At 74.4% G+C, this 12,135-nt stretch carries 10 protein-coding genes; 4 read left to right on the top strand and 6 right to left on the bottom strand.

Annotation, left to right across the window (positions count from 1 at the left end; translation table 11 throughout):
• Positions 1-192: 192 nt before the first annotated feature.
• Positions 193-1,029: an alpha/beta fold hydrolase gene (locus EDF50_RS16145; RefSeq protein ID WP_123520513.1), complete on the bottom strand. Its 837-nt coding sequence runs from the start codon at positions 1,027-1,029 to the stop codon at positions 193-195.
• A gap of 175 nt (positions 1,030-1,204) precedes the next feature.
• Here EDF50_RS16145 and EDF50_RS16140 point away from each other — a divergent pair, with 175 nt between their 5' ends.
• The 3 genes from EDF50_RS16140 (at position 1,205) to EDF50_RS16130 (ending at position 4,294) form a co-directional block, all read left to right on the top strand.
• Positions 1,205-1,432, top strand: a complete 228-nt coding sequence (locus tag EDF50_RS16140; RefSeq protein WP_123520512.1) for a heavy-metal-associated domain-containing protein — start codon at positions 1,205-1,207, stop codon at positions 1,430-1,432.
• 161 nt (positions 1,433-1,593) lie between these two features.
• Positions 1,594-3,897 carry a heavy metal translocating P-type ATPase gene (locus tag EDF50_RS16135; protein WP_123520537.1) on the top strand — a complete coding sequence of 768 codons (2,304 nt, stop codon included), beginning with the start codon at positions 1,594-1,596 and terminating at the stop codon, positions 3,895-3,897.
• Between the two features lie 124 nt (positions 3,898-4,021).
• The gene (locus tag EDF50_RS16130) at positions 4,022-4,294 is read left to right on the top strand and encodes a zinc-ribbon domain-containing protein (protein ID WP_123520511.1); all 273 of its coding nucleotides are present in this window, start codon (positions 4,022-4,024) and stop codon (positions 4,292-4,294) included.
• A 146-nt stretch (positions 4,295-4,440) separates the two neighbouring features.
• Here EDF50_RS16130 and EDF50_RS16125 read toward each other — a convergent pair whose 3' ends face one another.
• Positions 4,441-4,677 (bottom strand): hypothetical protein, encoded by a 237-nt coding sequence (locus EDF50_RS16125; RefSeq protein WP_148076860.1) that lies wholly within the window; start codon positions 4,675-4,677, stop codon positions 4,441-4,443.
• Between the two features lie 190 nt (positions 4,678-4,867).
• Between EDF50_RS16125 and EDF50_RS16120 the strand changes: the two genes are divergently transcribed.
• Positions 4,868-6,181, top strand: coding sequence for an ROK family transcriptional regulator (locus tag EDF50_RS16120; protein ID WP_123520509.1), 1,314 nt, complete (start codon positions 4,868-4,870; stop codon positions 6,179-6,181).
• A gap of 147 nt (positions 6,182-6,328) precedes the next feature.
• On the opposite strand, the gene EDF50_RS16115 is transcribed toward EDF50_RS16120, so the two are convergent.
• The 4 genes from EDF50_RS16115 to EDF50_RS16100 all read right to left on the bottom strand — a co-directional run bounded on the left by EDF50_RS16115 (position 6,329) and on the right by EDF50_RS16100 (position 12,135).
• Positions 6,329-8,689 carry an alpha-galactosidase gene (locus EDF50_RS16115; RefSeq protein WP_233570680.1) on the bottom strand — a complete coding sequence of 787 codons (2,361 nt, stop codon included), beginning with the start codon at positions 8,687-8,689 and terminating at the stop codon, positions 6,329-6,331.
• Between the two features lie 112 nt (positions 8,690-8,801).
• The gene (locus EDF50_RS16110; protein WP_158612751.1) at positions 8,802-9,272 is read right to left on the bottom strand and encodes a BLUF domain-containing protein; all 471 of its coding nucleotides are present in this window, start codon (positions 9,270-9,272) and stop codon (positions 8,802-8,804) included.
• Positions 9,273-9,533: 261 nt separating this feature from the next.
• Complete coding sequence (locus EDF50_RS16105) at positions 9,534-10,901, bottom strand: MFS transporter (protein ID WP_123520507.1); 1,368 nt, start codon at positions 10,899-10,901, stop codon at positions 9,534-9,536.
• Between the two features lie 16 nt (positions 10,902-10,917).
• On the bottom strand, positions 10,918-12,135 hold the full coding sequence (locus EDF50_RS16100; RefSeq protein WP_123520506.1) for an MFS transporter: 1,218 nt from the start codon (positions 12,133-12,135) through the stop codon (positions 10,918-10,920).

Below are 12,135 nucleotides of genomic sequence, written 5' to 3'. Positions count from 1 at the left end.
CTCGTCCTGAACCCGGTCAGCAGACTCGACGGCGGCGACCACGCGGTGGGCGGGGGGGGGGGGCGGGGGGGGGGGGGGGGGGCGGGGGGGGGGCCCCCCCCCCCGGCGGGGGGGGGGGGGGGCGGGCCCGGCGCCCCGCCCCCGCGCCTCCTGGGTCGCGTCGCGAACGGCCGCAGCCGCCCGGGGCGGCGGTCACTTCTTCAGGAACTCCAGCACGACGCGGTTGAACTCGTCGGCGTCACTGACGTTGGCGCCGTGCGGGGCGCCCGCGATCACGTGCAACTCGGAACCGGCGATCGCCGCGTGCGTCCGTGCACCCGAGCCCTCGTACGGCACCGTCGCGTCGCCGTCGCCGTGGATGACCAGCGTCGGCACGGTGACCTTCGTCAGGTCGTCACGGAAGTCGGTGTTGGCGAACGAAGCCATGGCCTCGAGTGCGGCGGCCTTGTTCGCCTGCTTGGCGAGGCGCAGGGCGTCCTGGCGGTCCGCCTCGGACACCTTCAGCACGCCGTCGACCGAGAAGAAGCCGGTCGTGAAGTCCTCGTAGAACGAGTCCTCGTCCTTGGTCAGTCCGGCCGTCATCTCGGCGGCGGCCTCCTTCGTGAGGGGGCCGTCGGGGTTGTCGTCGGTCTTCAGCAGGTACGGCGGCACCGCCGAGGCGAAGACGACGCTGTGCAGGCGCTCGGTGCCGTACTTCGTGAAGTAGCGGGCGACCTCGCCGCCACCCATCGAGAAGCCGACGAGCGTGACGTCGTCGAGGTCGAGTTCGGTGAGGACGGTGTGCAGGTCCTCGGTCAGGTGGTCGTAGTCGTAACCCGTCTTGGGCTTGTCGCTGCGTCCGAAGCCGCGGCGGTCGTACGTGACGACGCGGTAGCCGGCGTCGACGAAAGCCGGGACCTGCTTGCTCCAGGACTCGCCCGACAGGGGCCAGCCGTGGATCAGGACGACGGTGCGGCCCGAGCCGCCGGTGTCGTCGACGTGGAGGTTCGTGTCCTTGAAGAGGCCGTGGTGTGCGGTGATCTCGGTCATGGTCGGGTGCCTTCTCTCTCCCGCCGTCGAGGCGGGGTCCCCTCCGTTCGTAGTCCGCCTCCCCGCCCGGTGTCTCGACGTGGAGGGATCTCGGAGGTGGGGGACAGGCGCCGGGCAGGCCTGGCATCGATACCCCTAGGGGGTATAACCTGAGCCCCGATCGAGAGGACCGAGCATGACCGACACCACCATCACCACCCTGCAGGTCGACGGCATGACCTGCGAGCACTGCGTCGCGAGCGTCACCGAAGAGCTCTCCGAGGTCGACGGCGTCGACTCGGTCGAGGTCGACCTCAACCCGGGCGGCGCGTCCACCGTCTCGGTCCAGGCCGACGCCACCGTCGGGCACGACCGGCTGCGGGCCGCCGTCGAAGAGGCCGGCTACCGGCTCTCCGCACGATGACGACCGCAGGAGGCGCGGGCCGGCCGGGCGGGAGCGTCCCCCGGGGCACCGTCCCGCCTGCCGGCGGCCGGCGCGACGCCGGGCAGCGGGACGCCGTGCGCCCCGACGCCGTGCGCCCCGACGCCGTGCCGCTCGACGCCGTGCAGCTCGACATCAGCGGCATGACCTGCGCCTCCTGCGCGAACCGCATCGAGCGCAAGCTCAACAAGCTCCCCGGCGTCGAGGCGTCGGTCAACTACGCGACCGAGAAGGCGCACGTGCGGGTCGTGGCCGGTGTGGCCGGTGACGGACGCGACGGCGACCCCGGGGTGCCCGACGTCGACGCGCTCATCGCGACGGTGGCCGCCGCGGGGTACGGGGCCACCGTGCCCGCGCCTCCTGCGTCTTCGACCGACGTCGCGGACGTCGACGCCCCGGACGCCCGGGCGGCCGAGGTCGACGCCCTTCGCCACCGCACCCTCGTCAGCGCCGCCCTGGCCCTGCCCGTCGTCGTCCTGTCGATGGTGCCGGCCCTGCAGGTCACGAACTGGCAGTGGCTCGCGCTGACCCTCGCGGCACCCGTCGCCGTCTGGGGCGCCTGGCCGTTCCACCGCGCCGCCGCCGTGAACGCGCGGCACGGAGCCGCGAGCATGGACACCCTGGTCAGCGTCGGCGTGATCGCCGCGTTCGCGTGGTCGCTCTGGGCGCTGTTCTTCGGCGACGCCGGTCGACCGGGCATGCACATGTCGTTCAGCCTGGTCGCGACCCACGGCGGCCCGACCGAGATCTACCTCGAGGTCGCCGCGGCCGTGACGGTCTTCATCCTGCTGGGGCGGTGGCTCGAGGCCCGTGCCAAGCGTCGCTCGGGTGAGGCCCTGCGCGCCCTGCTCGAACTCGGCGCGAAAGAGGCGACCGTGCTGCGCGACGGCCAGGAGGCGCGGGTCGCCACCGCGAGCCTGGTGCCCGGCGACCTCGTGGTCGTCCGTCCGGGTGAGGCGATCGCCGGCGACGCCCTCGTGCGCGAGGGCACCTCGGCGGTCGACCTGAGCATGCTGACCGGCGAATCGGTGCCGGTCGAGGTGGGCCCGGGCGACCGGGTGGTCGGCGCGACGCTCAACGTCGGCGGACGCCTGCTCGTCGAGATCACCCGGGTCGGTGCCGACACCGAGCTCGCCCGTCTCGGCCGCCTCGTCGAGGAGGCACAGAGCGGCAAGGCCGAGGTGCAACGACTGGCCGACCGGGTGTCGGCCGTGTTCGTGCCGGTCGTCATCGGGCTGGCCGTGCTGACCTTCGTCGGCTGGCTGGCGTTCGGCGGGTTGGTGGACGGGGCCGGCGGCCTCTTCAGCGGGTCGCTGCAGACCGCGTTCACCGCCGCGGTGGCGACCCTGATCATCGCCTGCCCGTGCGCGCTGGGACTCGCGACGCCGACCGCGTTGCTGGTCGGCACGGGCCGCGGCTCGCAGCTCGGCATCGTGATCCGCGGGCCTCAGGTGCTCGAGCGCACCCGCACGGTCGACACCATCGTGCTCGACAAGACCGGGACGGTCACGACCGGGCGCATGGGCGTGCGCGAGGTCGTCGTGGCCGAGGCCCGGGCCGCGGCCGTGGACGAGGCCGTGACGGCCGACGAGGTGCTGGCCCGGGCCGCCGCCGTCGAGTCCGGCTCGGAGCATCCGGTGGCCCGCGCCGTCGAGGCCGAGGCCACCCGGCGCGGAGTCGTCGTCCCGGCCGCCGACGCGTTCGCCGCCCACCCCGGGGCCGGCGCCCGGGCCCTGGTCGACGGCACGCTCGTGCTGGTCGGCCGCCCCGGGTGGCTGACCGACGAGTGGTCCGTCACCGCGCCTCCTGAACTCGACACGGCGTTCGCCGCGGCCGAAGCGACCGGTGCGACCCCCGTCGCCGTCGCCTGGGACGGTCGCGTGCGCGGTGTCGTCACCGTCGCCGACACCGTGAAGCCCGGTGCGCGTGAGGCCGTCGAGCGGTTCCGCGGGCTCGGCCTGACGCCCGTGCTGCTGACCGGCGACAACGCGGGCGCGGCCCGACACGTCGCGGCGCAGGTCGGCATCGCCGCGGCGGACGTCGTCGCGCAGGCGACCCCTCGGCAGAAGGTGGAGGCGGTGGCGCGGTTGCAGGCGGAGGGGCACGTCGTCGCCATGGTCGGCGACGGCGTCAACGACGCGGCGGCCCTCGCCACGGCGGACCTCGGCATCGCCCTCGGCACCGGCACCGACGCGGCGATCGCGGCCGGAGACCTCACCGTCGTCAGCGGCGAGCTCGCCGGGGTGGCCGACGCCATCCGGTTGTCGCGGGCCACCCTCGGCACGATCAAGGGCAACCTGTTCTGGGCCTTCGCCTACAACGTCGCGGCGATCCCGGTCGCGATGCTCGGGCTGCTCAACCCGGTGCTGGCCGGTGCGGCGATGGCGGCGTCGTCGGTGTTCGTCGTCACGAACAGCCTGCGCCTGCGGCGGTTCCGCGCCGGGTGACGTGCGGCGGGCCCGAGTCGCACCGTCGTCTGAACATCGCACCGCCTGTTTCGGCGGTGCGATGTTCGATTCGTGGTGCGACGCGGCTCGGCACCGGGCCGGGGGCGCCGCCTAGGGTGAGCGCATGATCATCTTCGGCACCAAGGGCACGAGCGCCCTGCTGGGCGTCCTCTTCTTCGTCTGCCGGGTCTGTGGCAACGAGGCCGCGCAGCGCCTGGTGAAGCACCGTCGGTGGTTCACGCTGTTCTTCATCCCGGTGTTCCCGTACTCGACGAAGCACGTCTACACGTGCGCCTACTGCGGCGCGGGCACCGAGCTCGACGCCGAGGCGGCCGGCCGGTTCCAGGCCGACGCCGAGCACGCGGCGGCCACGGGCGGCGGCCGACCGCAGGACTGACCGACCGCTCGGCAGCACACAGCCGAACACCACCGACGGGACAGAACACCGCGCTGTTCCTGGGTGTTCTGTCCCGTCGATGGTGTTCCGGCACGGGAGGCGCGGGAGGCGCGGGAGGCGCGGGAGGCGCAGGAGGCGCGGCGCGGTCAGGGCAGCGCGCGGTACCAGCCGGCCACGCGGGCACGGAGGCCGACGGGGTGGGGCCGGCGCCGCGCCTCCTCGGGGGTGTCGTCGACGACCGGGACGAAGCCGACGGTCGAGCACGCGGTGCAGACGAGCACGTGGCGGTGCACCGAGAGGGCCGTGCCGTAGAACGGGTTGGGTTCGCGACGGGTCGGCGCGGCGCACAGCGTGCAGAGGGGCAGTTCGCGCGTTTCGTCCATGAGGGTCACCACGACTCATGTTCGGCTACGAGAGGGCGGTCGGTTGTCCCCCACTTCGGGTGCCGGGGTACGAAGCCGCGTTCGGGCCGGGCTCGACCCCGCACGACGCGGCCCGACCGGCCCGACGCGGCCCGACGCGGCCCCCGAGGTCACGACCAGGAGGCGCGGGTCGGCTGCATAGGATCGTCGCGTGACGGACTCCCACGATCTCGAGCACGGGGCCCTCGGGCGCGGCGACGGCGGTTGGTCGCCGCTGGCCGGCAGCGCGCAGGCCGTGGTGCTCGACATCCTCGTGCACGGCGCCCGGCCGCGCACCGAGCTCGCCGCCCGGCTCGGCCTCTCGGGCCCGAGCCTCACGCGCATCACCCGGCCCCTGCTCGAGAGCGGGCTGCTGGTCGAACGCCCCGCCCTGGCGTCGTCGTCCGGTTCGGGTCGGCCCTCGATCCCGCTCGATCTCGACCCGGACGCGCACCACTTCGTCGGCGTCAAGCTGACCCGCGACCGTCTCTTCGTCGTCGTCACCGACCAGCGCGGCGGGGTCCTGAGCGAGCACGACGAGCCACTGCCCGACCCGTCGCCCGCCGCGGTCGTGGTGCAGCTCGCCGTGGTCGTGGCCGACGCGCGCTCCCGGGACGACCGGGTCAGGGCGGTCGGCGTCACCGTCGGAGGGCAGGTCGTCGACCGGGCCCACGTGCGACACGCACCCTTCCTCGGCTGGGACGACGTGCCCCTGGCCGCGCTGCTGACCGCCGCGACGGGCCTGCCCGTCTGGGTCGAGAACGACGTGCGTGCGCTCACCCAGGCCGAACACTGGTTCGGCGAGGGACGCGGGTCGCGCTCGTTCGCCCTCGTCACGATCGGTGCCGGCGTCGGGCTCGGCCTCGTCGCCGCGGGCGAGGTGCTCGGTGGGGCGCACTCGTCGGCGGGCAGCGTCGGTCATCAGCGGATCGTGGTCCCCGCGCCCGCGCCCGCGCTCGGCCCCGCGCCCGCGCCCGCGCCCGCGCCCGCGCTCGGCCCCGCGCCCGGCCCCGCGCCCGCGCCCGCGCCCGGCCCCGCGCCCGCGCTCGGCCCCGCCGTGGCCGCCCCCACCCCAGCACCCACCTGCGACCTCGGCCATCACGACTGCGCCGGGGCGTTCCTCACGGTCGCCGCGGTCGAGGCCGCCGCGGCCCGGGCCCTCGGCCGACCGGCCGACTACGACGAGCTGCTCGACCTCGCCGTCGACGGCCACCAGGAGGCGCGGGGCGTCGTCGACACCGCGGCCGACGTCCTGGGACAGCTGATCGCGGGCGTCCTGAACGTGCTCGACCCCGAGGTGGTCCTGCTGTCGGGCGAGGGCGTGCGGCTCGCGACCGTCGCCGGCGCCGCGGTCGAGGCCGCGATCGCGCGCGGCACCCACCGGGCGGTCCCGCCGCCGCGACTGCTCGTCCAGGAGTTCCACTTCGACGAGTGGGCCCGTGGCGCCGCCGCCGTCGCGATCCAGATGCACGCGCTCGGCCGCTGACGTCGCGCGCCCTCCTCGAGACGCGACCCGCGCCTCCTGCTCGCCCCTCGATGAACCCGGTTTCGAACGGTGAACCCCGAAGCTTTCGGGTTCACCGTTCGAAAGCGGGTTCATGGCCGACGAGCGCAGCGCCGGCCCCGCGCGCCTTCACCCCTCGACGGTGACCCGCAGCAACACGACCCGCTCGGGGAACGACACGGGTGCCTGCAGTCCGGCGACCGCCAGGGCGAGCCCGCCGAGCACGACCCCCGGGTAGGCGCCGCCCTCGTCCGCGGCACCCCACCACGGCGGCGGCGTCAGGCCGTGGTCCGGGGCGCCCACGAGCACCGGGGCGACCCGATAGCGACGTGTCGGGTCGAGGCCGGGCAGCGTGACGCGACCGGGAGGCGCGACGTCGGACCGTCCGACGGAGGCGAGGAAGAACAGGGCCTCGCTCGCGTCGGCGGCGACCGAGCCGTAGACGAGCAGCGACGGGTCGGCCTCGTCGACCCGCACGACGTCGCCCGTGTGCATCAGGTGGCGGTACCGCTTGTAGAGCGCGATCCACTCGGCGAGGTCGCGGTTCTCGGCGTCGGTGGCGCGGGCGAGGTCCCACTCGATGCCGAGGTGGCCGAACAGGGCGGTGCCGGCCCGGAACGACAACTCGTGCCAGCGGCCGGTCGAGTGGCTGACGCCCGAAGCGATGTGCGAGCCGAGCAGCTCGGGCGGCAGCAGCTGCATCGTCCACCGGTTCATCTGCTGCCGGTCGAGCGGGTCGATGCAGTCGCTGACCCAGACGCGGTCGGTGCGCTCGAGGACGCCGAGGTCGACGCGTGCGCCGCCGGACGAGCACGACTCGATCTCGAGCCCGGGGAACCGCGCCTTGAGCTCGTCCATCAGCCGATACGCCGCGAGGGTCTGCTCGTGGACGCCCGCTGCGCCGGTCGGCCAGGTGCCGGCGTCGACGAGATCGCGGTTGTGGTCCCACTTCAGGTAGGCGATGTCGTACTCGGTCAGCATCGCCGTCATCTGGCCGAGCACGTGCTCGAACGCCCCGGGGATGCCGAGGTTCAGCACCTGCTGGTCGCGCGACCGTGGGGGCAGGCGGTCACCGGTCTGCAGGATCCACTCGGGGTGGGCCCGGGCGAGGTCGCTGTCCTCGTTGACCATCTCGGGCTCGAACCAGAGGCCGAACTCCATGCCGAGGCCCGTGACGTGGTCGATCAGCGGTGACAGGCCGTCGGGCCAGACGTCGGTGTCGACCACCCAGTCGCCGAGGCCGGCGTGGTCGTCGCGCCGCCCCTGGAACCAGCCGTCGTCGAGCACGTACCGTTCGAGGCCGAGAGCGGCGGCGCGGTCGGCCAGGTCGCGCAGGCGGGCCAGGTCGTGGTCGAAGTAGACGGCCTCCCAGACGTTGATCGTCATCGGGCGCGGACGGGTCGGGTGCTGTTCGCGCGCCCTCAACCAGCGGTGGAACCGACGGGCCTGGTCGTCGAGCCCGTCGCCGTACGAGGCGAACACCCACGGGCTGCGGTACGACTCGCCGACCTCGAGCCGGAGCTCGCCCGGCAGCAGCAGTTCGCCGCCGCCCAGCACCTGAGCGCCCGTCGACAGGCGCTCGGCGTAGTGCCGGTGGTTGCCGCTGAACCCGACGTGCAGGCCCCACACCTCGCCGGTGGCGAAGGCGAAGCCCGGCACGCCGACGCTCAGCACCGTCGCGGCGTCGGGGCCGGTGCGTCCCTTGCGTCCCTCGCGCTCGTGCACGCCGACCACGAGCTCGCGGCGCTGCGGCGTGCGCTCCTTGCCCCAGCGGCCGGCGAAGTCGAGGATCTCGCGGGCCCGCGGCGGCAGCGGCAGGGCCAGGTGCAGGTCGGTCAGCGTGTAGACGTCGGCCGCGGCGCTCGCGGCGCTCGCGGCGCTCGCGGCGCTCGCGGCACCGGCCGCCGTGCTCGCCGTCCGGTCGTCGCCGGAGCCCGCGCGGTCGTCGTCGCGTCGCCCGCGCCTCCCGGCGACGTTCGTCAGCTCGGCTCGGGTGCGGACGAGCCCGCTCGCCGTCAGCTCGACCTCGAGCACGACCGCGAGCCCGGCCGCGTCGTCGTGCGCCTCGACGGTGACGACGGCGGCTCCGGCGTCGACCAGTTCGGGACCCGAGGAGGCGCGGGTCGCCTGGGCCTCGCCCGTCACGTCGAGAGTGTCGACCGTGAACCGCGGTGACCAGTCGGCGCCGTCCGATCGGTGGCCGCCGACCCCGGGCTTGCCCGACCAACCCGCGTGGTGCTCGGGCAGGATCGCCAGACGCACCGGCTCGTCCATCAGGTTGTTGACGGAGGGCGGCACCGCCGCGGCGGCGAGCGACCGCACGTCGTCGAGGGCGGGCCGGCCGAGCGCGGCGCCCCAGTGCACGACCGCCGGCAGGCGCCCCTCGGTGACGTCGAGCAGCAGGCTGACGCCGGCGCTGCTCAGGTGGACGAACGCGTCGGGTGCCTCGGGCGGCGCGACGACGGTGGGCGACGGGATGGGGTGCGACACGAGGCTCCAGACGGCGGAAGATACTTTCGTCTGAAAAGTATCTCCGACGTCGACTCGGCGTCACAACCCCGCGGGGTCGGTACGGGGATCGGTACCGAGGCCGGAGTCGGGTTCAGGAGGCGCGGGGCGAGAAGAGCCCGTCGGTCACCTCGGTGGGCTGGTCACGGAACCAGCGCAGCAGGGTGCGGACCTTGTGCGACGACGAGGGGGACAGGTTGCTCAGCCTGTCCCGGCCGCCGGTCCCCGTGCCGAAGACGTCGGCGTAGCCCGGGATCGCCGCGGCGAGGTCGTCCGTGACGGCGCGGTACCCCATGGTCCAGGCGGGGAACAGCCGGTCCTCGACGCGCTCGTCGACGATGGTGTGCACGGCCGTGTGGCGCGGGTCGCGGGCGATGACCGCGAGGCGCGCTCGGACCGCCTCGTCGGGACCCTCGAGCACCTGGATGAACCGCCCCTCGCGGTGCAGCAGCATCCCGGTGATGCCCAGGCGGGCGTTGTTCGAGCGACTGGTCATCAGCAGATTCGCCAGGTCGTCGTCGGTGAAGGGGTACGACGATCGGCTGACGTACACGGTGGACAGCACGGGCGGGCCTCCTCGGGATCGACGTCCGAGTCTGCCCGCCCTGCCGGCCCGCCGCCCTCCCCAGTTCTGGGCGCTGACAGCGGGTCCGGTCGGTTCGGCACGTGGTCGCACCACCGATGTGTCGTCGAACCACCCACGTGCGTGGTTCGACGACGCATCGGTGGTGCGACGTCGAGCCCGGGCCGCCGCCCGGCATCCGCGCGGGGTCGGCGTCTTCGTGTTCTGAGACCTCGTCACCCTGGTCGGCGGCGGGCTCGGGGATCAGCTGCCGCGAGGCGCCGACCCCCGGGCCCGCCGACCTTCGAGCACCCCGGCGAGCAGCACCACGGCCACGCCCACCACGGGCACGAGCAGCAGCCCGAAGCGCAGGCCTGCCGAGTCCGCGACGAACCCGACGATCGGCGGCGACGCCAGGAACCCCAGCCGCAGCAGCCAGCTCACCAGCGTCAGCCCCGTGCCGGCGCGGAACCCCGGGAGGTTGTCCGCCGCGTGCATCGCCGCCGGGATCAGGGTCGCGACGCCGAACCCCGCCGCCGCGAAGCCCGCGATCGTGCCGATCACCGAGGGGAACGCCAGCGCGATCCCCATGCCCACGGCGACGAACACGCCGCCGGCCCGGGCGACGGCCTTCTGTCCGAAGCGGTCGACCATGCCGTCGCCGAGCAGCCGCCCGACGAACTGCGCTCCCTGCAGGGACACGAACCCGAGCGCGGCGACCGTCACGCCGGCACCGAGCGACCCCAGGTAGAGCGCCGCCCAGGTGCTGCCCGAGTCCTCGACCACGGCGCCCGCCGAGGCGATGACGACGAGGGCCAGCAGCACGCCCCACTTCGCGACGAACCCGGGCGAGACCCGGCGGCCGTCACGAGCCGAGGAGGCGCGGGTCGAGTCGACGGGACCGCCCACCGCGGGCGCGACACCCGGCTCCGCGCCCGCCGCGCCCGCCGCGCCCGCCGCGCCCGTCGCGCCCGCCGTGCCCGCCACGGCCGTCGCGTCGACCGTCTCGGCGGAGCCCTCGGCCGGTTCGGGCCCGGAGAGCATGAGCGGGTAGGCGACGAGCGCCACGACGGCGAAGATCAGCGCCGACGCACCGAGGTGCCAGGCGATCGGGATGCCGAGCCCGGCCGCCGCGCCGCCCATCAGCCCGCCGAGGACGGCCCCGATGCTCCACACGGCGTGGAACGAGTTGAGGATCGACCGGCGGTAGCGGTACTGCACGCGCAGTCCGTGCGAGTTCTGCGAGACGTCGACGATGGCGTCCAGGGCACCGGCGAGCAGGAACCCGGCGGCGAGCAGTCCGCCGACGGGGGCGATGCCGGTCAGCAGGACGGCGGCGCCGGTGATCACGGTGCCGACCACGGCCACGCGCGACGACCGCAGGGTGCGGATCAGCCATCCGGCCCCGAGCCCGGCGACGAGCGCGCCGACGGGCATCGCCGCGACCGCCAGGCCGAAGTCGGCGTTCGACAGCTCGAGGCCGTCCTTGATCGCGGGGTAGCGCGGCAGGAGGTTGGCGATCAGGGCGCCGTTGGTGAAGAAGAGCAGGGCGACGCCGAGTCGGGCGCGGCGGTCCTCACGCGTCGGCACGGTGCGGGCCGGTGCGGCAGGAGAGGTCGTCGGTGACGTCATGGTGTACGAACGTACACTAAGGCCGGATGGCGCCGGACCGCTCACGGGGACGTGCCGCCGAGGTGATCGTCGAGGCGCCCGCGACGACCACCAGGACGACGATCATGGCACTGCGCAATCCGACGTGCTCGCCGACGAAGCCGAGCAGCGGGGGCCCGACCAGGAACGCCACGTAGGCCATCGTCGCGACGGCTCCGACCGCCGTCGTCGGGTCGTCGCTGTCCGCAGCGGCCGAGACGGTCACCGGGAACCCCAGGGCGGCGCCCAGCCCCCAGAGCACGACGGCGACGCCCGCGACGACGACCGAGTCCGAGAAGACGACGAGGGCGATGCCGACCGCCGAGACCAGGGCGCTGGCACGCAGCACGGTGGCGTGACCGAAGCGGGCGAGCAGTGGTTCGCCGAGGAACCTGCCGACCGTCATCGCGGCCGCGAACGCGGTGAAGACGACCGTGCCGGCGGTCGCCGAGACGCCGTGGCCGTCGACGAAGAGCAGCGGCAGCCAGTCGTTGGCCGACCCCTCGGCCAGGGCGAGCGCCAGCACGATCAGGCCGAGCAGCACGAGTCGACGGTCGCGCCAGACCGCGAGCGAACCGGCGAGTCGGGCCCTCGCCCCGGAGGCGCGCGCGGCCGGCGCGTCGGAGCGTCCGGTCGATCGCGGCACGATCGGCACCGCCCAGAGCAGTGCGGCACCGCCCGCGAGCGCCACGCCGAGCAGGTGCCACTGGACGGGCACGTGCGTCGCGGTGAGCAGGATGCCCAGGCCGGCCCCGGCGACCGTGCCGAGGCTGAAGCAGCCGTGCAGGACGGGCAGCACCGACCGGCCCGAGGCGGTCTCGATGGCGGCGCCCTCGATGTTGACGGCGATCTCGGCGAGGCCGACGCCGGCACCGACGAGGGCGAGCCCGACGAAGACGCCGGGGGTGATCGAGAGCGAGGCGGCCAGGCCGACCAGGGCGACCCCGGCGACCAGCGACGTGCCACCGATCGCCACGGCGCGGTGGGCCCCGTGTCGCCGCACGATCGGGGCGGAGGACAGGATGCCGCCCATCGACCCGATCGACAGTCCGAAGATGACGAGGCCCATCTCGCCCGTGCTCGCCTGGAGCAGGTCGCGGATGGCGGGGGTCCGCACCACCCACGAGGCGAGCGAGACGCCGACGACGGCCATGAACACGAAGACCGCCGCTCGACGTCGGGCGAGGTCGGGGCTGAACGGCGGGCGGTTCGTCAT

The sequence above is a fragment of the Frigoribacterium sp. PhB24 genome (assembly GCF_003755185.1).
In the GTDB taxonomy this organism is placed as follows: Bacteria; Actinomycetota; Actinomycetes; order Actinomycetales; family Microbacteriaceae; genus Frigoribacterium.
Note: the sequence above shows the minus strand (reverse complement) of the source record. Positions and strands in the feature narration are given on the sequence as shown.

Bases quoted from the DNA above. Each gene is read 5' to 3' on its own strand.
- EDF50_RS16130 (WP_123520511.1), top strand. From the start codon at position 4,022: ATGATCATCTTCGGCACCAAGGGCACGAGCGCCCTGCTGGGCGTCCTC.
- EDF50_RS16105 (WP_123520507.1), bottom strand. From the start codon at position 10,901: ATGACGTCACCGACGACCTCTCCTGCCGCACCGGCCCGCACCGTGCCG.
- EDF50_RS16125 (WP_148076860.1), bottom strand. From the start codon at position 4,677: ATGGACGAAACGCGCGAACTGCCCCTCTGCACGCTGTGCGCCGCGCCG.
- EDF50_RS16100 (WP_123520506.1), bottom strand. From the start codon at position 12,135: ATGACGAACCGCCCGCCGTTCAGCCCCGACCTCGCCCGACGTCGAGCG.
- EDF50_RS16140 (WP_123520512.1), top strand. From the start codon at position 1,205: ATGACCGACACCACCATCACCACCCTGCAGGTCGACGGCATGACCTGC.
- EDF50_RS16135 (WP_123520537.1), top strand. From the start codon at position 1,594: ATGACCTGCGCCTCCTGCGCGAACCGCATCGAGCGCAAGCTCAACAAG.
- EDF50_RS16145 (WP_123520513.1), bottom strand. From the start codon at position 1,029: ATGACCGAGATCACCGCACACCACGGCCTCTTCAAGGACACGAACCTC.